The sequence below is a fragment of the Aneurinibacillus sp. Ricciae_BoGa-3 genome, assembly GCF_028421645.1.
GTDB lineage: Bacteria > Bacillota > Bacilli > Aneurinibacillales > Aneurinibacillaceae > Aneurinibacillus_B.
The window spans coordinates 3,420,252-3,441,779 of sequence record NZ_CP116887.1; the positions used below are offsets into that span (position 1 = coordinate 3,420,252).

The 21,528-nt window shown below is 46.1% G+C and carries 25 protein-coding genes and 1 pseudogene; 7 read left to right on the forward strand and 19 right to left on the reverse strand.

Annotation, left to right across the window (positions count from 1 at the left end):
* Position 1: 1 nt before the first annotated feature.
* From spoIIIAF to PP175_RS17320, 7 genes and pseudogenes are all read right to left on the reverse strand, one after another.
* On the reverse strand, positions 2-673 hold the full coding sequence (spoIIIAF, locus tag PP175_RS17290; RefSeq protein WP_272443308.1) for a stage III sporulation protein AF: 672 nt from the start codon (positions 671-673) through the stop codon (positions 2-4).
* A 22-nt stretch (positions 674-695) separates the two neighbouring features.
* A complete protein-coding gene (spoIIIAE, locus tag PP175_RS17295; RefSeq protein WP_272439553.1) occupies positions 696-1,865 on the reverse strand; it encodes a stage III sporulation protein AE in 1,170 nt (389 codons plus the stop codon).
* A 23-nt stretch (positions 1,866-1,888) separates the two neighbouring features.
* Positions 1,889-2,278 carry a stage III sporulation protein AD gene (gene spoIIIAD, locus PP175_RS17300; RefSeq protein WP_272439554.1) on the reverse strand — a complete coding sequence of 130 codons (390 nt, stop codon included), beginning with the start codon at positions 2,276-2,278 and terminating at the stop codon, positions 1,889-1,891.
* An 11-nt stretch (positions 2,279-2,289) separates the two neighbouring features.
* Positions 2,290-2,493 carry a stage III sporulation protein AC gene (spoIIIAC, locus tag PP175_RS17305; protein ID WP_272439555.1) on the reverse strand — a complete coding sequence of 68 codons (204 nt, stop codon included), beginning with the start codon at positions 2,491-2,493 and terminating at the stop codon, positions 2,290-2,292.
* 12 nt (positions 2,494-2,505) lie between these two features.
* Positions 2,506-3,024 carry a stage III sporulation protein SpoIIIAB gene (spoIIIAB, locus tag PP175_RS17310; protein ID WP_272439556.1) on the reverse strand — a complete coding sequence of 173 codons (519 nt, stop codon included), beginning with the start codon at positions 3,022-3,024 and terminating at the stop codon, positions 2,506-2,508.
* A pseudogene (spoIIIAA, locus tag PP175_RS30060) lies at positions 3,018-3,967 on the reverse strand (stage III sporulation protein AA). Before spoIIIAA ends, spoIIIAB begins: the two are co-directional and overlap by 7 nt.
* A 614-nt stretch (positions 3,968-4,581) precedes the next feature.
* Positions 4,582-4,860, reverse strand: coding sequence for a CD1247 N-terminal domain-containing protein (locus tag PP175_RS17320; protein ID WP_272439557.1), 279 nt, complete (start codon positions 4,858-4,860; stop codon positions 4,582-4,584).
* A gap of 190 nt (positions 4,861-5,050) precedes the next feature.
* Between PP175_RS17320 and PP175_RS17325 the strand changes: the two genes are divergently transcribed.
* Positions 5,051-5,866 carry a phosphosulfolactate synthase gene (locus PP175_RS17325; protein ID WP_272439558.1) on the forward strand — a complete coding sequence of 272 codons (816 nt, stop codon included), beginning with the start codon at positions 5,051-5,053 and terminating at the stop codon, positions 5,864-5,866.
* Between the two features lie 53 nt (positions 5,867-5,919).
* Here PP175_RS17325 and efp read toward each other — a convergent pair whose 3' ends face one another.
* From efp to aroQ, 3 genes are all read right to left on the reverse strand, one after another.
* Positions 5,920-6,477, reverse strand: coding sequence for an elongation factor P (gene efp / locus PP175_RS17330; protein ID WP_272439559.1), 558 nt, complete (start codon positions 6,475-6,477; stop codon positions 5,920-5,922).
* A 68-nt stretch (positions 6,478-6,545) separates the two neighbouring features.
* The gene (locus PP175_RS17335) at positions 6,546-7,613 is read right to left on the reverse strand and encodes a M24 family metallopeptidase (RefSeq protein WP_272439560.1); all 1,068 of its coding nucleotides are present in this window, start codon (positions 7,611-7,613) and stop codon (positions 6,546-6,548) included.
* Between the two features lie 21 nt (positions 7,614-7,634).
* On the reverse strand, positions 7,635-8,069 hold the full coding sequence (aroQ, locus tag PP175_RS17340; protein WP_272439561.1) for a type II 3-dehydroquinate dehydratase: 435 nt from the start codon (positions 8,067-8,069) through the stop codon (positions 7,635-7,637).
* Between the two features lie 166 nt (positions 8,070-8,235).
* On the opposite strand from aroQ, the gene PP175_RS17345 reads away from it, so the two are divergent.
* Complete coding sequence (locus PP175_RS17345; protein ID WP_272439562.1) at positions 8,236-9,171, forward strand: DUF1385 domain-containing protein; 936 nt, start codon at positions 8,236-8,238, stop codon at positions 9,169-9,171.
* 34 nt (positions 9,172-9,205) lie between these two features.
* Positions 9,206-9,586, forward strand: a complete 381-nt coding sequence (locus tag PP175_RS17350) for an SA1362 family protein (RefSeq protein ID WP_272439563.1) — start codon at positions 9,206-9,208, stop codon at positions 9,584-9,586.
* Between the two features lie 8 nt (positions 9,587-9,594).
* Here PP175_RS17350 and PP175_RS17355 read toward each other — a convergent pair whose 3' ends face one another.
* The 4 genes from PP175_RS17355 to PP175_RS17370 form a co-directional block, all read right to left on the reverse strand.
* Entirely contained in the window at positions 9,595-10,500 is a 906-nt protein-coding gene (locus tag PP175_RS17355) for a patatin-like phospholipase family protein (RefSeq protein ID WP_272439564.1), read from the reverse strand.
* Between the two features lie 144 nt (positions 10,501-10,644).
* Entirely contained in the window at positions 10,645-11,277 is a 633-nt protein-coding gene (locus PP175_RS17360; RefSeq protein ID WP_272439565.1) for a hypothetical protein, read from the reverse strand.
* A 133-nt stretch (positions 11,278-11,410) separates the two neighbouring features.
* The gene (gene mntR / locus PP175_RS17365) at positions 11,411-11,836 is read right to left on the reverse strand and encodes a transcriptional regulator MntR (RefSeq protein ID WP_272439566.1); all 426 of its coding nucleotides are present in this window, start codon (positions 11,834-11,836) and stop codon (positions 11,411-11,413) included.
* A 153-nt stretch (positions 11,837-11,989) separates the two neighbouring features.
* A complete protein-coding gene (locus tag PP175_RS17370; protein WP_272439567.1) occupies positions 11,990-12,481 on the reverse strand; it encodes a YajQ family cyclic di-GMP-binding protein in 492 nt (163 codons plus the stop codon).
* A gap of 148 nt (positions 12,482-12,629) precedes the next feature.
* On the opposite strand from PP175_RS17370, the gene PP175_RS17375 reads away from it, so the two are divergent.
* The 4 genes from PP175_RS17375 to PP175_RS17390 all read left to right on the forward strand — a co-directional run bounded on the left by PP175_RS17375 (position 12,630) and on the right by PP175_RS17390 (position 15,010).
* Positions 12,630-13,436 (forward strand): sensor histidine kinase, encoded by an 807-nt coding sequence (locus tag PP175_RS17375; protein WP_272439568.1) that lies wholly within the window; start codon positions 12,630-12,632, stop codon positions 13,434-13,436.
* The gene (locus PP175_RS17380; RefSeq protein ID WP_272439569.1) at positions 13,433-14,092 is read left to right on the forward strand and encodes a response regulator; all 660 of its coding nucleotides are present in this window, start codon (positions 13,433-13,435) and stop codon (positions 14,090-14,092) included. Before PP175_RS17375 ends, PP175_RS17380 begins: the two co-directional genes overlap by 4 nt.
* Before the next feature lie 121 nt (positions 14,093-14,213).
* Complete coding sequence (locus tag PP175_RS17385; RefSeq protein ID WP_272439570.1) at positions 14,214-14,507, forward strand: hypothetical protein; 294 nt, start codon at positions 14,214-14,216, stop codon at positions 14,505-14,507.
* A complete protein-coding gene (locus PP175_RS17390; protein ID WP_272439571.1) occupies positions 14,504-15,010 on the forward strand; it encodes a hypothetical protein in 507 nt (168 codons plus the stop codon). The genes PP175_RS17385 and PP175_RS17390 overlap by 4 nt, the downstream gene beginning before the upstream one ends.
* 69 nt (positions 15,011-15,079) lie before the next feature.
* On the opposite strand, the gene PP175_RS17395 is transcribed toward PP175_RS17390, so the two are convergent.
* The 5 genes from PP175_RS17395 to PP175_RS17415 all read right to left on the reverse strand — a co-directional run bounded on the left by PP175_RS17395 (position 15,080) and on the right by PP175_RS17415 (position 21,292).
* Positions 15,080-16,594 carry a DHA2 family efflux MFS transporter permease subunit gene (locus PP175_RS17395; protein WP_272439572.1) on the reverse strand — a complete coding sequence of 505 codons (1,515 nt, stop codon included), beginning with the start codon at positions 16,592-16,594 and terminating at the stop codon, positions 15,080-15,082.
* Positions 16,595-16,720: 126 nt separating this feature from the next.
* The gene (locus PP175_RS17400; RefSeq protein ID WP_272439573.1) at positions 16,721-19,093 is read right to left on the reverse strand and encodes a putative bifunctional diguanylate cyclase/phosphodiesterase; all 2,373 of its coding nucleotides are present in this window, start codon (positions 19,091-19,093) and stop codon (positions 16,721-16,723) included.
* A 14-nt stretch (positions 19,094-19,107) separates the two neighbouring features.
* Positions 19,108-20,094 (reverse strand): NAD(P)/FAD-dependent oxidoreductase, encoded by a 987-nt coding sequence (locus PP175_RS17405; protein WP_272439574.1) that lies wholly within the window; start codon positions 20,092-20,094, stop codon positions 19,108-19,110.
* Positions 20,095-20,232: 138 nt separating this feature from the next.
* Positions 20,233-20,406, reverse strand: coding sequence for a 5' nucleotidase, NT5C type (locus PP175_RS17410; RefSeq protein ID WP_334314219.1), 174 nt, complete (start codon positions 20,404-20,406; stop codon positions 20,233-20,235).
* A 118-nt stretch (positions 20,407-20,524) separates the two neighbouring features.
* Positions 20,525-21,292 (reverse strand): alpha/beta fold hydrolase, encoded by a 768-nt coding sequence (locus tag PP175_RS17415; protein ID WP_272439575.1) that lies wholly within the window; start codon positions 21,290-21,292, stop codon positions 20,525-20,527.
* Positions 21,293-21,528: the final 236 nt, after the last annotated feature.

Here is a 21,528-nt window from a genome sequence, read left to right on the forward strand (position 1 = left end):
CTTATCCCCCCTCTCCAGCAGCCGGCATCTGCACGTGCACCGGCGCGTCCCATGCAGCGGTGAGTGAAGCTTCTATTTTTTTTGCGATAGGCGGTACGTTGCCCATTGTTTCAACCGCCGAGCCTTGCGGGTTTGTCTCGCCCGGAGGCTGGTTGACTTTTACCGGTTGCACCGGTTTTACCGGAAGTACGGTGTTCGCGCCGCTATCCGGCCCTGCAGCCAGCTTGGTGCTGTTTTTTTGATCAAGTACGACATTAATTTCCTGGATGGCCGCCTTCGCCTTATCTGCTTCCGTATTAAGCTTCACCTGCACAGAAGCAACCGGGATGGCATACTGATCTTCCACCTGCTTCTTTACCGCTTCCTCTACTTGAGACTGGACATATCCGGCGGCCGTATCATCCTTCGACTTAATGAGTTCATCTGTCAACGCCTTGATTCTTGCGGGATCCAGGCTGGCCGTCTGCTTATTCGCCTGAGCGGCAACAAAGGAATCAAACGTTATTTGTTTGGCCCCGAAAAACGAAAGCAGCGGTGTAAGCATAGCCAGTAGAATGCACAATCCCATCACAAGGCGGATATACTTCTGGTAGGCGTTGCTGGGCAAGAGGAGATCAATGAACGTGGCGAGCAGAACAAGCAGAATCAGGCGCTTAATCCACAGCGTTATCATCGTTATCACGTAATCTGCCCCCTCACCGCATCATCATCGATACATTTGCGGCTGAAATCATAATGGTTATGGCCAGGAAAAACATAAGGCTGACTGCCGCCAGTACTGCGAAAACAAATATCAGGTTTTTCCCGATTGTTCCGAGGCAGCTGATAATCGGACTACTGCCCAGCGGCTGCATGACAGCCGACGCGATGTTGTAGGTAAGAGCGATGGTCAAAATTTTAAGCGCAGGGAAAGCGACGATAAGCAGCAGAAGCAGCACACCCGCTGCACCTATTGTATTTTTCACAAGCAGGGAGGCGCCTACCACCGTATCTGCCGCATCCGCAAACATACGGCCCACCACTGGAACAAAGTTGCCTACCGCGTACTTAGCAGTTCGCAGTGCGAGCCCATCCGTTACGGCGGATGTTGCACCCTCAATGGATATCACCGCCAAAAAAATCGTAAAAAAACTTCCCATTAATCCGAGACTAATAGTACGAAGCAAACCGGCCATGCGCGTGAGCTGATATTTCACAGAGAATGTACTGACAATATTCAATACAGCCGAGAGAAACAATAGCGGAAACACAATCGTTGAAATCAAGTTCGCACTCGTATTAATCATGAAAATGACCATCGGGTGAAAAAGCGCCGCGGACGTTATATTGCCGGTTGAGGCAAGTAGGGCCAGCACAAGCGGCATCAACGCCAGCATGAAGTTGATCATATCCGAGATGGCACCTTCCGCCAGCTGTGCAGCGATTCGAAAGCTATTAATGGCCAATATGATGAGGACCATGTAAGATATCGCATAAGCCACAGTACTGACGGTGTTTTTTTCAAACGCCGCCTGCAGATTTTGCAGAATCATCGCAAAGACAGTTAGGATGAGAATGGCACCCAGCAGCTTTCCGTTCGCGATCAGCTCATGGAACAAGAAATTGACAAGACCTTTGGTAACATTCGTCAAGGTGAACGAACTGCCGGAAAGCATTTCGAATACACTTTTCGACTGTCCCTCCGGCAGGTAGCCGTTATATTTCTCAAGAAGGCTGTTCCAAAACGTTTGAATTTGGGATGTATCCAGGTGCTGCAGCTGGCTGTTAACCAGTTTATCTACCGGTGTGGGTGCTGCCCTTGCCGGAAGAGCCAGACTGGCGACAATGCCTACCGCTATAATGAATACCAGCACTTTTTGCAGCATACAATCACGTTCCTTTGCGTGACTTAAATAGGAATTAGCCGGATAATTGTTTCAATCATGACAGAGAGAATTGGAATGGCCATAACAAGAATAAGCACCTTTCCTGCCAATTCAATTTTTGAGGCAATTGCCCCCTGGCCTGCATCGCGGGTTATCTGGGCGCCAAATTCAGCGATATAGGCGATGCCGATAATTTTTAAGATGGTATCCAGGTAAACGATGTTGAGATTGGCCTTCATCGCCATATTCTCCAGGACACGAAGCACATCAGAGATTTTGCCGATAAGAAACAGAAAAATAATGACCCCGGTAAACGTGGCCAGCATAAAAGCGAAAACCGGCTTCTGCTCTTTCACCACCAGGCTTAAGATGGTGGCGACAAGGCCCAGACCGACAATCTGGATAATTTCCACGAAGCGGCCCCCTATCTGAAAAGAAAAACCCGCTTAATTTCTGAAAATAAATCGTGTATGAACGAAGCAACCATAAACAACACCACAATAAAACCAATCATCGTTACCCACTGTGCCCAATCGTCTTTTCCCGCCTGCTTGAGCACAGTTTGAATCATTGCGACAATAATGCCGATGCCAGCTATTTGAAAAATGGCGTTCACATCGTACCCCATCTTTCCCACCCCTCAATAAAGTAAAATAATTACGAGAAGACCGCTTAACAGGCCCATGCTTTTATAAAGCTTTTCATATTTCGACTGCTGGTCCAATGAATGCTTTTCTTCGCTTTGCAGATTCATAAGCGCCAGTTCAATATGCCTCTTCTGATCCTCTCTATCACTTAAACCAAGGATGCCACCCAGCTGTAGAAGAATTTCTTTCTCCGGCTGCTTCATCGCGGTTGTTGGCCATATCTCTGCTGCCGCGGTTTCAAAGCTTTGATAGACCGTGAGTTCCTGCTGTCCGTTGAGCATTCCGGCCACCATGGAAAAAAGTTTGCCAACACTTCCGCTTATTCTTTTCGCGATATGATCAAGCGCCTGGCTTAGAGGAGTGGCACCGTATACAATCTCGGTTTGCAGTAACTTAAGGGCCGTCTGCAGCTGGCGAATTTCGACCGGCCTGCGTGCTAATCGCCCGGCTGCCTTCAAACCCGTGAATGTAGTGGAGAAGAGGATAATGGAAGCGCCGATAAGCTTTAACAAAGTGCTTTGTCCCCCTTCCTCTCCTGGAGTGCTTCATCATACACAGCCCTAACGGTGCCTATCACAGGCTGCCTTCCCAGCAGCAAATACCGTTCGAATACGCCTGAGGCAAGCATCCGGGACAGAGTTGGACGGCGCGTAATGTCCTTTAAGTCTTTACCGTGAACGCTGGTGATGACGGTAATGCCTGCATGAATCGCTTCTTCCAGTGCGTATCCGTCTTCTGCCCGTCCGATTTCATCCGTAATTAGCACATCAGGTGACATGGAACGAATCATCATCATCATGCCCTCCGCTTTGGGACAGCCGTCCAAAACGTCCGTGCGGGGACCGACATCTTTCTGTGGAATTCCGCCTACGCAGCCTGCAATCTCCGACCGTTCGTCCACAATGGATACCTTTCTGCCGGAAAGCTCAGCACTTCCCGTGCTTATGAGTCTCGCCATGTCACGCAACAGGGTTGTCTTCCCGCATTGAGGGGGGAAATAATCAAAGTATTCTTGATGCCTTCCTTGCTAGCTATTAGCGGAAGTACCCGGTTAGCTACTCCTATTCTCTCGCGGGCAATCCGGATATTAAAGCTAATCACATCCCGGATCAGTTTAATTTTTCCTGCGTCAAGCACAACTTTTCCCGCAAGGCCTACCCGATGCCCGCCGGCTATAGTAATATAACCGCGGCGTATCTCTTCTTCCATGGAGTAAACCGAATGCAGGCTTAACTTGTTAAGGACTTGGGACGCTTCCTCTCTGGTAAACACAAGCAGTCCGTCATTAGCCTGGGCATCTTTTACAAAAAATGATTTTCCATCTGCAATGCATTCGACCGGCTGGCCCGTGCGAAGCCTGATCTCTTCTATGCCAGCCTGCCGCTGGGGCGGCAGATTAGAAGCCCAGCGGCGTATCCGGTCCGGGAGCACGCGTAATAGATCACCTGTCACCATTCCTTCTCCCCTTTATCTTCGTCCTATCACATTCATATGGGGTGCCTGGCCCATTTATGACATAAAAAATGAGAAAACATCGCGGGCCATGCCGCTCTCTCCTTTCCCCTCCTAGAAGTTTTTACGGCCGCTTTGTGGAACGACGGACGAACCGGCATTAGGGAATCTCGGCCAGTGGCAAGCGTAAGCGCAGGCGGTGGTCTTAGATTCCTTTATACCGTTTAGGTGCAGCATCTGGGTATTTCAATGATGGAGACAGTTGCCGGTCTTTTTCGCCCTCTGTTCCACACGCTCCATTAGAAAACTAGGTTGCGGCCAAGCCGTGACGCTGGCAGCAACCTAAGTTGCACTTATGCCGAAAGGTAAAATCGAAACACCTTTCGGCCTGGGGGAAAGAAAAGGTGCGGACATGCGCCTCACGATATTTTTCTTGGGTGTTTCGGGACCGGAGGTCCCATTAAAAAAACGCTCAACACAGTTCAACACGGTGAAACACATAAATTTTACATATCAACAAACACAAAGGGACCTATCGGTCCCAACAGAAAATAACTTTAATATTCTAAAGCGAAATATACTTTCAATAAAAAAAGACGGGACTTTTACATCCCGCCTTACTCTTCATTCACGTATATTTCTTCGATATATTCATCGTTATCCTCATCATCGTCTTCATCATCAAACAGGAACAATTCTACCTCGGCTAAATCTTCATCCACCGCTTCCAGGTATTCCTCCTGTTCATCAATGCGAAAATGCGCCTGGATAATAAATTGACTCATTTCATCAATGATAGAAACGAGCTCCTGAATCAGCCGGCCTTCCTTTGTCGTTATTTCCATACCGTCTGCTAATCCCCGCAGGTAGGCGGCGCGCTTTTGAAGTTCATCCACGGTATACATCCTCCTTTTTCCTGTTGCTGTTGCCGGCCATCCACGCCGGTGTTGTTAGTATGTACAGCACGGAAATGATTTACACAGGGCAGACCATGTTTACCAGGGTGGTGGAAGATTTTCTCCAATGAACCGTGACAAGCGCCTACGCATAAGCTAATTTCAAACAGACCGGGGAGGATGAAATCTATTGAACCCGAACCACAACTTGCAGTGGCATCCGCTGTTACATGATCCATCATGCGAAAGAAAAGCAAAACCGAGAGCAACTGGGCTCACCATGGTTATTGACCAGGGGATTGGGCCTCGGATGTTTGAAGAAATGCTGGCGATAGCCGCTCCGTATATTGACTTTATTAAGCTTGGATTTGGCACATCCACGCTGTATCCTTTCGATGTGCTCAGGCAGAAAATCTTGCTCGCCAACGAAGCGGGAGTACGCATATATCCCGGGGGGACTTTTTTTGAAATCGCCTATCAATGCGATTTATTAAACAGTTATTTGGAAACGCTGGCCCGTGCCGGATTTAACTGTGTGGAGGTTTCAGACGGCAGCATCTCCATGCCGGGCGACGTGCGGAGCAGTCTCATTAAGATGTGTGTTTCTCAAGGGTTTGCCGTCATATCGGAATGCGGAAAAAAGGTGAGCGGAACAAATCTGACTATGGATGAATTGGAGGAGACATTGTATAAAGACCTGGAAGCAGGGTCTTCTTATGTCATTGTTGAGGGAAGGGAATCAGGGATGAATGTCGGCATTTATGACAAACAGGGAAAACCTGATTACGAATTCCTATGTGCTGTAGAAACACTGATCCCTAAATCAATCCGCAATCGATTAATCTGGGAAGCGCCAATGAGACAACAACAGATTGACTTTATCCGTTTTTTTGGCCGCAACGTGAACATGGGCAACATTCAGCCAAGCGAAACCTACTCACTGGAAAGCCTGAGGCGGGGGTTGCGTTCCGATACCTTGTCAGAAGCCGTGATCGAAAGCAATTAAATAGGTAACCCCCCGCTGGAAACTTGGACGGGGGGGTTTCTTGTTTCTTATAATTATGCACGGGAAACGTAAGCCACGTTACGTGTATCAATAATCAGTTTATCACCGACGTTGATGAAGAAAGGAACCTGTACAGTAAGGCCTGTCTGCAGCGTAGCGGGTTTGGTGCCGCCGGAAGCTGTATCGCCTTTAATTCCGGGTTCCGTTTCAACAACTTCGAGTTCAACGTTGTTCGGAACTTGAACGCCCAGGATTTCCCCTTCATATGTAACAATGCTTACATTCATGTTTTCAAGAAGGAACTTTAGCTCTTGCTCAATACGGCTTGACGGAAGTGTAATTTGATCGTAAGTGGATGTATCCATAAACACGTGCTCATCACCAGAAGCATACAGGTATTGCATTTCCTTTGTTTCAATATGCGCCCGCTCAACTTTTTCGCCTGCACGGAAAGTTGTTTCTTTGATAGAACCGTTTCGGAGGTTGCGCAGTTTGGTACGCACAAATGCGGCCCCTTTACCCGGTTTAACGTGTTGGAATTCGATAACGGAAAAAATGTCCCCGTCTACCTCAATTGTAGTCCCAGGACGAAGATCGTTTACTGAAATCATTAAATAAACCTCCTGCGGTTAATGGTACTATTAACTCTTAACTATCAGATTATAACATAAAACTGGCGTTAAAGAACAATTAAATCCTTTGGCGAGGACGTAAGTATTTCACAGCCGTTATCTGTAATCACCACATCATCCTCAATCCGCACACCGCCAATATTTGCAATATAAATTCCCGGCTCACACGTTACGATCATACCCGGCTTCAGGGTTGTATCCCCTTTCATTGAGAGAGCGGGCCCTTCATGAACTTCTAATCCGATACCATGTCCTGTACTGTGGCCGAAATACTCCCCATACCCGGCATCCTTAATGATATCACGGGTTAAGGCGTCCGCTTCGATTCCGGTAATGCCCGCTTTAAAATGTTTCACCCCGTTCAACTGGGCTTTCAATACCACACTATAAATTTCCCGCAGCTTCTCACCCGGCTCTCCAACCGCGATGGTCCGCGTAATGTCGGATACGTATCCTTTGTAGTAGGCTCCGAAATCCAATGTCACCATATCCCCTTGTTCTATCACTTTGTCAGACGCTACGCCATGCGGCAGAGCTGACCGGAGACCGGATGCGACAATGGTATCAAAAGAAGAGGAGGAAGCGCCAAGCGAGCGCATAACCATCTCCATTTCATTTGACACTTGGAGTTCAGTGATCCCAGGTTTTATGTAAGAGAGAATATGGGAGAACGTTTTATCGGCAATCTCAGCTGCCTGCTTGACAACCGTGATTTCTTCCGCCGTTTTGATAAGACGCAGCTCTTCTACAAGTCCCTCCGTATCGGCCAGCTCGATTCCTGCCGTTACGTTTTGCAGCCGTTGGTATTGTCCATATGTAATGTGGTTCTTTTCAAAACCGAGGCGTTTTACGTTGTGATGCTTTGCCCTTTCGGCAACCGCATCCAGAATATCGCGTTTATGGCGGATAATTTCGAAGTCTGGCGCCTGTTTTTGTGCCTGCTCGATATAGCGGAAATCTGTAATGAGTTCTGCGTTTTCCTTCGTCACAAGACAGAAACCGGATGTCCCTGTAAAACCGGACAAATAGCGGCGGTTAAAGCCACTCGTTATAAGCAGCGCATCCAATTGCTTCTCTTGAAGAACTGCCTGGAGTTTGTGTGCTCTTTGTGCCACAACAATCACCCTGCCTTTCGATTATTTGGTTTTCTTTACTATAGCCCTCAGCGCCAGTTCGTATCCGTAAGTCCCAAGGCCTGCTATCTGGCCAACTGCAATAGGGGCAAGCACTGAATGGTGTCGAAAATCTTCGCGCGCGTGAATATTGGAGATGTGAACTTCAACAAACGGAATCTGAATGGTTGCCAGAGCGTCTCTAATCGCGTAGCTGTAATGGGTAAAAGCCCCCGCATTTACAACGATTCCGGCATACGCACCATACGCCTGATGAAGCCTGTCTATAAGCTCTCCCTCGTGGTTAGACTGATAGAAGTCCACGGATACGCCAAGCTCCTCTGCTGCCTTGAAAAGACTGCGTTCAATATCCGCAAGGCTCTCCGTACCATATACTTTTGGGTCTCTTACCCCGAGCATATTAAGGTTTGGGCCGTTAACAATTAAATACTTACTCATCCGCTCACACCCTTTTCTTATGTATACAACCATTATTTTATCACAGCTTAGATCCATTAGGGATGATATGTATCCTGATTCCAAAACAATTCAGTTAGTGAGACTTTTTCTGCTAGAAAGTGTTTCAAAAATGCGATAAAATAACACTTACAAGGAAGGTGTTGACATGAGTAACATCCCAAAAGCTTATGGAGGCCAGGCCGTTATTGAAGGCGTAATGTTTGGCGGCCAGCGATACAGCGTCACAGCCGTCCGCCGCAAGGATAATACAATTGAATATTTCCACGAACAAAAACAGGAGCATCCCTGGGTTAAAAACATAAAACGCATTCCTTTTATCCGCGGGATCGTCGGTCTCATTAACTCTAGCGCAACAGGCGCCAGGCACCTCAACTTCTCCTCTGAGCAGGTAAGTGCAGATGCCGATAACTCCAATGAAACTGACCAAAAAAGTTCAAAACTCACCATGATATTAGGTGTTGCAGTGGTGGGCGTACTCTCCTTTCTCTTTGGTAAGCTGATATTCACCGTTGTCCCTGCTATTCTTGCTGATGTGCTGTTCAAGCACTGGGTATCCAATAACATCCTCCAGAATTTAATAGAGGGCGGCATTAAAATTATACTGCTTTTCGGCTACATTTTTGCCATTGCTAAAACACCTATGATTAAAAGGCTTTTTCAATATCACGGAGCCGAACATAAGGTGATTAATGCCTACGAAGCAGGGGTAGAATTAACAGTAAAGAATGTCCAGCGTTTTTCTACGCTTCATTATCGGTGCGGCAGCAGCTTTCTCGTTTTCTCCGTACTGATAGGTGTGCTAATTTACTCGTTCTTCCACTATGACACGCTATGGGAGAGAATTTACCAGCGTGTGCTGCTGCTCCCGGTTGTAATCGGGGTATCCTACGAAACACTCCAGGCAACCAACAAAGTCCGGGATATTCCGGTATTAAGATATCTTGGGTATCCAGGACTCTGGCTGCAGAAACTTACAACGCGCGAGCCTGATGACAAGCAGGTGGAAGTAGCGATTGCTTCGTTCATCCGCATGCGTGAACTTGATGAAGGAAAGACTGATTGTATGATGTCTATTAGTTAACGCCGTGTAAGATACTTCGAAGTGGGGTGTTAAGATGTCGTGGAAATCCAAAACCGTTGCAACCGTTCTGTTTCTGCTCGTAGCCATTGGCCTTTTCTCACAGCTTTACAGCGATCCGTGGGGATTGATTAAATCGCTGGCCATCGCCGCTGCATTCGCTGGCATCCTCTACCTTGCCGTAACCCGACTGTCCAGGACAAATGCTGTAAGCTCCAGTGATGCCGGTTACCAGAAGGCACTGCGGCAGCAGAAGAACAGGCTTAAAAACAGCAGCTCACAGCATTCACTTCAGCCATCAACCAGTGGAAAGTTGAAACAAATGAACAAATTAAAAGCTTCACGGCGCAATCACCCATTCCGTGTGATTGAAGGAAGAAAGAATAAACCGAAAACAAACGAAACAAAAACCTCTTGAACTTAAGTTCAAGAGGTTTTTGTCCGTCTCATTGCTGGAAGCCTGCTTAGAAATTGCACAGCGGATGTCTCCCCCGCGGCAAATAGTTGATCCCTCTCCTCTGGCTTCAAGTCAAATTTTGAAGCGGAGATCCCATCAGTAGGGATGAAAACAGTATGGACAGCGTGCTCTTTCTCCACATACCGTTGATCATGTGCCATCATCATCGTGCGCAGCATCGCATGTATATACTCAGGAAAATTGTCAACCTTGTTTGGATGCGGTTCATAACCGGCGGATAACCGAAAGCCTATCGTAGGATACAGAGAAGTCTTATTTTCTGTAAAAATCCAAAGCGGAAAGTTGCTCAACAACCCTCCATCTACAACGTATATGGGCCGCTTGCCATTCTTCACGATGACAGGCTGCAGATAAAACGGCAGGCTTGCACTCATGCGAACGGCCAGTGAAACGGGGAAGCTTTGCGGTTTAATGCCAATTCGACCTGCGTCATCCGGCAGCACGAGCAGCCGGCCATCCGTAATATCGGAAGCCGTAATTTTTAACCTGTCAGCCGGCAAATCCGCAAACGTATGCACGCCTTTTTCCTTGAGTCGTTTATCCATCCAATTAAGTAAATAATCCCCCGTGTTAAAGCCTTTTTGGATCCACAATTTAATCCAGGAACCCAGGATAGGAAAGAACAGAGAAACTCCCTGCCGGGCCTGCAGCCTGTGGTACTGGAACTCCTTCATTAGTTCACTTAGTTCTACCCCGGTATACCCGGCGGCCAGCAGAGCGGCAATTATCGCACCCGCTGATGTGCCGGCTACGCGGTTCCAGCTGTACCCCCGTTTTTCAAACTCACACACAGCCCCGGCAAACGCAATGCCTTTAACGCCTCCACCTTCGAAAACCGCGTCCAGCTGCCGCATTTTTCCACCTCCCGGGAGTCTTCTTATCTAATGTACGCATGCAATTGCATATTAAGAAGCATTAATTTTAAAAACATTCTATCACCTATTTACAATTCATAACGTATCGCATCAAGCATCAGGCCGCATCACTATATATAAGAATTACCTGGACAAGTGGTTATTACCAACGACAGGCTTTTGATTCTTTACCATTGGAAATCCCATCCAAATAAGCCCTCCACCAGTAAATACAGCTCCAATTACCTCAATGATAGATTGTGCTGCACCTGTGAAACTAGCGACAACAAAAAATAATGTTCCAGCAATCAAAAGATACCCGCCTCCTCGCGAAAGTACGTTTTCCCGCACTACTGAAATTCCAAATAGAATCATACCTGCTACAAAAAGCAACGGCCCAAAAGAATGAATTGTACGCGGCACGTCTGCAGCTAAGACGGAATCCACTTTAGCCCCCGATCCACAGGCAATTTCCACATATACAATGGCGGTAACTAGAATCGTGCCAATGATGCCCAATGCCATACCAAGTAACCCCAAAATGCCGTTTCGTTCACCGTGTAGGGCGAATATTGCAAAAAATACAAATACAAGAAGCGAATGGGCGGCTAATACAAGTGTTTCACCAGTTACCGTTCCAAAGTCTTCTGGTCCACCAAGATTTAATGTATGAGCTAGAATAAATAAAATCCCAGTAATAATTGATGCATAACCACTGAGAAGTCTGTAGTTGGTTGCCATTCTCTTTTCACTCCTTACTTTTCTCATTTTCATCATATTGAATCTCCTCACGTTTATTCGCTTTATGCGGATCTCCATTAATATAGTTTGCATGCTAACTATATTTGTGTTATCTATTTTTGTCAACTTTTTTAGATATAAAAGGCCACCTGCAGGCCGCAGGCAGCTTCTAGTCCTCTGAGTGTTCCAAATCAAATAGGCGGTGAAGGTCCTCCATCCGCTTATTGTCTTCCTGAAAATATTGCACAAGATACTGGATTCGGGTTATAGAATCCCAGCTCAGGTGGTGCTCAATCCCTTCTACATCATCAAAAATTACCTCTTCAGAAACCCCGATAATGCGAAGAAACTCTTCGAGAAGAGCATGCCTGTCCACCAGCCGCTTGCCAATTTTTTTCCCTTTTGTAGTAAGAACGAGCCCTCTATATTTCTCATATACGAGATAATTGTTACGATCAAGCTTTTGTACCATTTTTGTAACTGAGGAAGGATGTACATTCAGCGCTTCCGCGATGTCAGATACACGCGCGTAGCCCTTCTCTTCAATTAAAGTGTAAATCCGTTCCAGATAATCTTCCATACTTGGCGTAGCCACTGCCTTATCCCCCATCCCAACAAACCCTAGTCCCTATGCTTATTATTCGCCGTCCCTATATCATACCTTACATACAAAAAGACATGCAAGGTTTGATCGCTTTACGCAAACAAAAACCCAGGCATACTAGAAAGGGTTTTCCGGCATCGACTATCATCTAAAGTTAATAAACTGAAGATCCAGCGGAAGATCAGCAGTTTTGAGTTCAGCCATAATCTGCTGCAGCTCATCCCGGCTTTTACCCGTTACACGAATTTGATCATCCTGAATCTGGCTTTTCACCTTTAGTTTCGTATCTTTGATAATTTTGTTTATTTTTTTCGCGTTGTCGCTATCGATTCCCTGGGCGATCTTTGCCCTCTGGCGTACGGTTCCGCGTGAAGCCGGTTCTACTTTGCCGAAGTCGAAGCTGCGCATTGAAATGCCGCGTTTAATGAGCTTACTACTCAGAACATCCTTCACCTGCTCCAGCTTATAATCATCGTCAGAAACAATAACAACTTCTTCCTTCTCAAGCTTAATGTCGCTTTTGCTTCCTTTGAAATCATAGCGATTCTCAATTTCTTTCATGGCCAGGTTAATCGCATTCGTCACTTCAGACAGCTCTACCTTCGACACAATATCAAATGAGTTTTCCTTGCTCATTTTTTCCTCCTCATGTGGCCCCGATTTGTTCCTACGTATCAGATTTTACCATATTTTTCGTGTGAAACGCCAATGCATGCTTCAAAGTTCGGTACAATGAAAGAAAGTCAGGTACAATAAAAGAAAAACCAATTCAAGGATGGATGAAATGTCGTACCGCACGTTAAAAATCATCACCATACTCCTTCCCACCATTCTCATCGGCGGATTTGAATTTATTCGGCATAAACTGTTGATTCGGTATTTATCGATGGAAGAAGGAAATTTTTTCATTACTGTGCTTATCTTTATTCTTTCCTTTGCATTTGCTACCTGGATGTTCAGGATGATTCAGCAGACGAATGAACATCTGGCCCAGGAGCAGGCCCGCCGTGCTGTTTACGAGGAAAGAGAGCGTTTGGCCCGGGAACTGCATGACGGAATCGCACAAACACTTTTTTTCCTAAACATAAAATTAAAACAGGCACAAATCGAGGACGCACGCCGCGCTGTCTCTACCATTGACAATGACCTTCGGCAGGCGATTTTTAACCTTCGCCCGCTGCCGGAAGGAGACCGTACCTTTTTCGCCCGCCTCGAAAAGTGGCTGGGAGAGTGGAGCGCGCTTTCCGGGATAGACGTGGAAGTTCAGATACAACAGCCAGATTATTCTTTTACGGCAAACGAAGAGATGTATCTGTTTGCCATCGCGCAGGAGGCCTTTTCGAACATCCGTAAACATGCGTCCGCAACGCAGGCCGCACTATATTTCGCTGCCAGCCAGGATGAATGGACCCTGTCCATAACCGATAACGGAAAAGGGTTTGATACTGCCCCTATTCCTTCGCAAAAATACGGGATTTCCATGATGGAAGAACGGGCCAGAAAGCTAGGAGCTGTATTCCATATTGGAAAAGGCAAATCGGGTGGTACAGAACTGGTTATAAAACAAAGAAGAGGAGAGAATGAAAAATGACACCATACCGTATTCTTATTGCGGATGACCATCCCCTTGCCAGGGCAGGCGTGCGCAGTGTGCTGGAGGCTGACGAGTCTTTCATGATCGTGGGTGAAGCGGAAAACGGGAAGCGTGCATTCGAACTCTGCGGGGAGCTTACGCCCGACCTCGTCCTGTTGGACATCAACATGCCCGTATGGAATGGGATTGAAGCAGCTAGGCAGATTAAATCTGCCTATCCGCATATTTTTACCGTTATGCTAACCGTCTCCGCCGATAGCAAAGATTTGTTTACAGCTATTCAGCACGGGGCACAGGGGTATCTGCTGAAAAATATGGAGCCGGATGACTGGCTCCAATACCTGCATGCGCTGCTGGGAGAAGAAGTGGAGATTTCCCGCGAAATTGCCGGCAGGCTCTTGCTGCATTTTCGCAGGGGCGCTGCTTCTGCCGAACCTGAGCTAGATACGCTAACGCCAAGAGAAAAAGAGATTCTAACCTGGGTAGCTGCGGGTGATACCAATAAACAAATCGCTGACAGGCTAGTGATTGCGGAAAACACGGTCAAAAACCATATTAAAAATTTGTTGGAAAAACTTCATCTCAACAATCGCGTTCAGCTGGCCGCCTATGCGGTGCGGCACGGCCTCGTTTCGGAATCGGACACAGAATAGCCACCAAAAATGACCCGCTTGAGCCATTTTAATGCATTAGATTTTTTGTTTAGATTAGTAGGGGCAGGCAGATTTTGACCATGATTCCTGGTTAGAAGGCTTTTAGCAAAGGGGGGATCGTATGCTGCGTGTCTTGCGATTTATTCATGTGCTGGCAGGTTTAGTTGGATCGGTATTAATCGTGTTGCTGGCGGCTACCGGACTTTTGTTAAACCATCGCTCCTTTATCGGTTATTCCTCAGATACAGCCTTTCAGTTGCAAAAACTGATTTTCAGCCTCCATACCGGGGCTGTAGGGTCACACTCTTTTATCTGGCTGACCGATCTTGGAGCCATTTGTATGATTACGCTAGCGATTACAGGTACATGGTTATGGACAACATCCATTATTCAAAGAAAAGGAGTACAAAAATGAAAAAAAGTACAAAAGGCATCTTAGTTGCCTCACTCATCTTATCACTGGATCTGCTGCAGGCGGGATGCGGCAGTTCTCAGCAGTCACAAAATCAGAATGCGCCCAATCAAAGCGCACCCAGCCAGAGTGGACAGACTGGATCGGGCAGCATGAATATGGATCACAATAAAATGAATATGGGCAATTCTGCCACTCAGGGGCTTGAAAAAGCATTCGCAGATGAATTAAACGGCCTGGCCAAAATGGAGCAAGATGCCAACAAAGGGGATATAAAAAATGACGCTGCGCTTGCGGATCAGCTACATGAAGAATTCCACGCCGCCATTCTTACCCCTTTAAAAGCCAAGAAGGGCAATACGTACGCCGAGGACATTCATGGCAAGTACGATGAACTTCAGGACGCCGTAAAGAAGCAGGATAAAAACAAAATTCTTGAACTCGTTAAAGTGAATCGGGACAACCTGCACAAAGTAGCTGACATTCTTGGAGTTAAAATTAAATAACAGAAGGATAAAATCCCTTTTCAACGTAAGTGCCGTGCGAAAAGGGATTTTTTTGTGGATGGATCTCGATTAGGCTCTGTTTCTTCTGATAAAGCATGAGATTACCAGTGCAACCATTGTAAGCATAGTGGCCACAATAAAAGCATCGTTAATGCCGCTTATCGATGCCTGGGCAGCAGCGGATTGATAGATGATTGGAATCCCGAGGCTGCTGCCGGCTTCAGATGGCAGCCCGGCAGCTGCGGCCAGACCCTGGCCAATTTCGGTAAGCGTTTGGACCGCATAAGGGTTATTTGACGTGACAACATTGGCATAATTGGTTAAGTGAATCGTACTGCGGGTTGACATCACCGTCACCAGCAGAGCCGTACCAATCGAGCCTGCTACCTGGCGCAACGTATTGGACATTGCGTTTCCGTGGCTTTTTAGATGAACCGGAAGCTGGTTAAAGCCGGCCGTCATAATCGTCATCATAAGAAAGGACATCCCAAACATTCGCATCGCATACAAAACCAGTATTTGAGCGTATGTTGTTTCCGCTGTCAACTTAGTAAACTGGTAAGTTGTTATCGTTGTGATGGTAAGCCCGACAATGGCCAGCGGCCGGATGCCAATTTTATCAAATAAAGCACCTGAGATGGGCGACATAATCCCCATAAGAATAGCCCCGGGCAGCAACAGCAGACCCGATTGCAAAGGAGTAAATCCGCGTATATTTTGAATATAGATCGGCAGCAGGAGCATGCCGCCAAACATCGCCATATTTACAATCATGCTGACTACCGTTGTAAGACTGTAAATATCAAACTTGAATACCCGCAGGTCAACCAGCGGCTGGTCTGTCGTAAGCTCTCTTCGGACAAAAAGAACAAGAAAGAGGAAACCGATATACATAGGCCCCAAAACCCAAAAGCTGCCCCACCCTTTATCGCCCGCTTCGCTTAAGCCATACAGGATTCCGCCAAACCCCAGCGTAGAAAAGAAAGCGCCCCAGAAATCAAATTTGGGAAAGGTTAATTTAGAAATGTTACTTAACCAGACGGCTGCAAGCAGAATTTCCAACGCCCCAAGCGGAACCATTATATAAAAGAGAATCCGCCATGAATAGTTTTGCACAATCCACCCGGACAGTGTCGGGCCAACTGCAGGGGCAAACATCATAGCAATTCCCATCAATCCCATTGCCTTCCCCATCTTCTCAGGAGGAAAGATCCTGAGAAAAACATTTGATACCAATGGCATTAATATCCCCGCTCCAACTGCCTGCACGAGCCTTCCAATCAATACAAGTGAGTAATTTGGGGCGATCCCACAGAACAGAGACCCGATCGTAAAAAAAATCATGGCCGCCATAAAGAGTTTCCGCGTTGTGAATGTTTCAATTAGAAATGCACTTACTGGAATAAGGACCGCATTCGCCAGCATAAATCCCGTACTTAACCACTGTACGGTAGATGTGGAGACATTGAGATCATTCATCATATGGGGAATGGCAACATTAATTAAGGTTTGATTTAAAATCGCAATAAACATCCCGAGCACTAATACCGTAACAATGCGGCCTGTTCTCATCTCATTTTCCATACGCGGCTTCTTCTCCTACTTATGAATTCATAAGATAGTATTCTTCCGCTCCGTTTGCTTTATGTACAATTAACCTTGGCGAAGCAAAGGCGCAGGCAAAGAACGGCATCCTATATGGGGTACAGGCTATTGAAACGAAACGCTGCTATGCCCGGCTAAAAGCTGCTCAAACTGTGCGACCGTTAGCGGCTCACTGAAATAGAAGCCTTGAATCTCGTCACACATGTGCTCCTTTAAGAAGTCCATTTGTTCCCGTGTCTCAACACCCTCTGCAATCACCTTAAGCTTCAGATTATGCGCCAGGGCGATGATGGCTTTTACAATAGAGGTATCCTGATGAGCCGCTATACTGTTTACAAAGGATTTATCAATTTTTAGCGTATCGATTGGAAATTTATTTAAATAGTTGAGCGAACTATAGCCAGTGCCAAAATCGTCGATAGAAATTTGCACGCCTATTTTCTTTAACTCTTGCAACTTCGAAATAACCTGCTCGGCATTCTGCATGGAAATGCTTTCGGTAATTTCGAGTTCTAAATATTCAGCTTTAAGATTTGTCTCTTCCAGTACTTGCCGTATCATAGGAATCAGATTTTCCTGCTGGAACTGCCTCGCAGAAAGATTGACAGCTACCCGCATCGGTTCAAATCCAGCCTCCTGCCAGCTTTTATTCTGCATGCATGCCGTGCGAAGAACCCATTCTCCAATTGGCAGAATTAAACCGGTCTCTTCAGCCAACGGAATAAATTTCACCGGAGGAATCATCCCGACATCCGGGTGCTGCCAGCGGACCAGCGCTTCCATACCTGTCACTCTTTTCGTTTTGATATCCAGTTTTGGCTGGTAGAACAACGCAAGTTCCTGGTTCGTTATCGCCTTGCGCAAGTTGCTTTCCAGAGCCATTCCTTTCATGATCGCATCTTCCATGGATATGGTATATAATTCAGCCCGGTTTCCGCCCAGTTCTTTGGCGCGGTACATCGCTCTGTCAGCATTCTTGACGAGATCTTCGGCATCTGTACCTCCACAAGGAAAGATGCTGATGCCTATGCTGCCGGCAATAAAAAACTCTTCATGCCGGCCTTCCAGAATAAACGGTGTCGTTAGCCTCTCAAGAATTTGGTGTGCTTTAGCCAGCACAGCTGCATCGTCAGAATGTCCGGTAAGCAGCACGGTAAATTCATCACCGCCCAGTCGATAAAACGTTTCTTCGTTACTCAATATCTCCGTGATCCGTTCCGCCACGGCCTTAAGCAGCCTATCTCCTGTCCCATGCCCTAGCGTGTCGTTAATATTTTTAAAGCGGTCCAGATCTATAAACATAACGGCAATGCCGTTTTCGCCATTCTGCGACACCCTGTATTGCAAATCCTCGTTAAATTTAAAACGGTTGGGCAGGCCGGTTAGAAAATCATGGCTGGCCTGGTACTGTATGGGCCTGACAGCATAACTAGAAAGAAGGTAGCTGACGATATAAACTACGAGAAGAACAGCAAGCGAATTAATTAAATTGCTTAGCAGCTGCCTGTCCAAAAAATCCTGGATCACATGATAATCCGCCACAATACCAATAACATAGGGAATCTTTGATTTGATAACAGGAATGAAACTTTTGAGGACATGCTTGCCGTTAACTACCGCGTCATAGCTGACCAGTTTTCCTGTTTTTGCGGCTTTTCTTATGCTGGCCCGGTCCATCTCCACATTTTTATATGTATAATCCCCAAATAAAAGCGGACGGTCCTGCAGGGGCACCTGCTTAACTCCCTCTGCTTTTATAAAAACGGGCGGTTTGCCAAATGCATTTAGATTAAATCCGGTTATCTCCAAAAAAGCTTTATTGTCCTTAAGTGTCTCCTGCACGATCGCCTCAGGACCAAACGATTTCTGGAAGTTAGCGATGAAGTCAGTTTTTACATAGGGGTTAATAATATAGTTGATCTGTTTGTCTTTGTAATAACCCCATTTGTCGACATCACCTGGTTTTGTAGTGGAAACGTTAATGGGTCCAGACCAATAGTTGACCAGCTTTTGACCTTCCCCCACTGTCACTCTCTGGTTATTCCAAAGCTGTTGAAAAGCAACATACCAGTAACCCCATCCTTTCGTACTCATACTGAGCTCTTTTGGATCGGAGGATTTCACACCTACAATATCAGAACCGATTTTTTTCATTAGGGTTATATCCGAGATGCCTATTTCCCTGCTTAGCTTCGCAAGCTGCTCGTTGGTTATCTTATCGACATCTGGATTTAGCGCATACTTCGCGACCAGCGATGCGATGCGAAGCTGCTGGGCAATCAAATTCTCTGCATAATTAGAGCCGAATTCGGAATGTTCAATGGCAATGCCAATCTCTTTAGCTGTTAACTCCATCTGTTTTTCCTGTTCAGCTTGGAGTAAATCCCGGGTGGAAAAATAATGCAGCGTGTTGTTCAGGAGCAGAATCACGGTAACAATTACTGAAAAGATAATAGCCAATTTTGTTTTAAACGACACGTATTGTACCCCGCTTACCTGATAAAGTTGTTAAAACGCTCCCCTTCTCTTACTGAATCTGATCTGCCGCTAAGCGAAAGCCATATATTTTTAGCCGCGGCCATTCCCTGTCCAACATGTAAGCTAATGCTTGAATATTCGGGCGGCGTAGATAAATCCCCAATGGCATAGACTTGGTCGTGGGTTGTTTTTCCCCATCTGTCTGTTTTGACACAGCCGTTGTCTATCTCTACCAAATGGTCTAGGAGACTGCAATTGCTTTGAACCCCAATCCGAATTAACACATAATCTGCTTCCTCATATTTTTCTATTGCTGTTCTCGTATTTAAAATGATAACTCCTGCAAGTCCACTGTCCCAGACAATGGATTTAATCTGGGAGAATAGCTCAAAACGAACGTTGCTGCTCTTTAGGAGAGGCTGTAAATATTCAGCCTTAGCTTTAAATCTATCGTGCCGGTGAACGATTGTAATAGAATCGGCCCAGTTCCTTATGCGGTAGGCGCCTTCTAACGCCCTGTTTCCACCGCCAACAATGACAACCTTTTTGCCTTTAAAGATCTCCGGGCTTTTGGATGTGGACAGTTCTCCCATTCGCGAATAAAGCTGTTCTTCCCCAGGTACGCCTAAGTGCCGTTCTGTCGCCCCCGCAGCCACAATGATGTAGGTGGCAGCGTAAGATTTGCGCTCATTTTTATTCGTATGAAAGGTGCTAAGGACGAAACCCGCGTTGTTATTTTCAATGCCCACCACTTCTGTTTCTGTTAGCCACTCACACTGCATAGCTTGCAAATGCTTCTGCAGCCTGTCCAACAAATCTCTGCCTGTTAACCCAAACAAACCGGGATAATCAATGATTTCGTTGTGAACTTTATGCAGCTGTCCGCCGAGTACATCGGACTTCTCAAACAGGATGGCGTTAAGGCCGAGCTGTTTTAACCAGATAAGCGCTGAAATGCCAGCAACCCCGCCGCCTACTATAATAACATCATAATGCTTCATGGAATTCTCCCTTTAACATGACCGGCAAGAAGTCCCCCCTCCTCTAAGCGAAGCGAAGGTGGGGGATGAATTGCCAGTTGTTGTTGTGTCGCAAGCAATGGCAATCACGGGCTTTTGCAAGCCCCCAATTCAAGCACCTTAGGTGGTAAGTTGCGGGTAGTTCACGATGTATTCAAGAGAATCTTCGAACTCCCTCCAACTCGACACACGCTTACAGCTAACGTCGCGGTTGTATGGGTAGTCCATGGCAACTGCGAGCCTACCAGTTTGGGCAAAACGCTTCAAATTGTGCGGAGCATGCAGAATCCATATCGATTAATAGCGTATATTGATACATTTCATCACCGTTTTTTGTGTAAAATGTCCTTTAATATATCGGATCATCCCAGCCAGCAAAATATGTGCTAAAATAATCATTTTTTTAATTCTGCTATTTGTGCTGCAGCAGAAATCGCTGGTAGGTTTGGTTGAACAATTCAGTCTGGTAGAGATGCGCAACATGTGGAGTTCCCGGAAGCTCGATATATATAACTTCCGGAAGTATGTCGTGAAGGTCATACAAACATGTCTTACGTATGTGATCGTACTCTCCCATGACCCACAAGAATGGGCGTTTGATTTTACTGAGTCTGCTTCGCACACGGCCAAACAACATATAGTGTAATGCCTGCATCACAACACTGGAGGCGATTTCTCCCCCATATTTCTGAAATATCTTTCTGGACTTATAAGCATAAGGGTCGCGCATGACTGGATTGTTCGGATTCATTTTGCATGCATAGTATTGAAGCCAGTCTCTATAGTGGATCTCTCTTTTATTCCATACTTTTATTAATTCTTCATGAAAGAAGGATGGGTTGTCATAACTAGCCCCAATATGGCAAAGCGAAGTGACTTTCTCGGGATATTGATAAGCAAACTCATTTGCGATATAAGTCCCGAAGCTTAACGAACAAATATTCGCCTGTTGGATTTGCAGCCTGTTATAAACCGCCAGGAGTTCATTTACTAGATTGGCCATTTCAAAATTAACTGCTATTCCTTTTTCCGCACCGTGCCCAAGCATATCGTAGGCCACCGTATAATAGCATTTGGATAATGCGGCTACTTGCTCTTTAAATACCGTGTGATTACCGACCAGCCCATGAATAAAAATGATGGCTTCCCCTTGGCCACAGGTCCATATCTGCTTGTCCATTTTATCCGAGTCATCCCTTTGCTAGTTGCTTGTCCTCTATGTACATCTTACTTGATCGATCACAAAAAAAGAAAGAGATAGTTGGAATTTATTTGAATGGTAGGAAATCATCTGGAATTAAAGTAACGTGATGCGATCTAACTATGACAAGTGGGGAAATACAGGATCACCTTGCTTCGATATCCGTTCAAAAGTGGGGTAATGGATAGGATGGTGAGCAAGCTTAAGAAGGGATG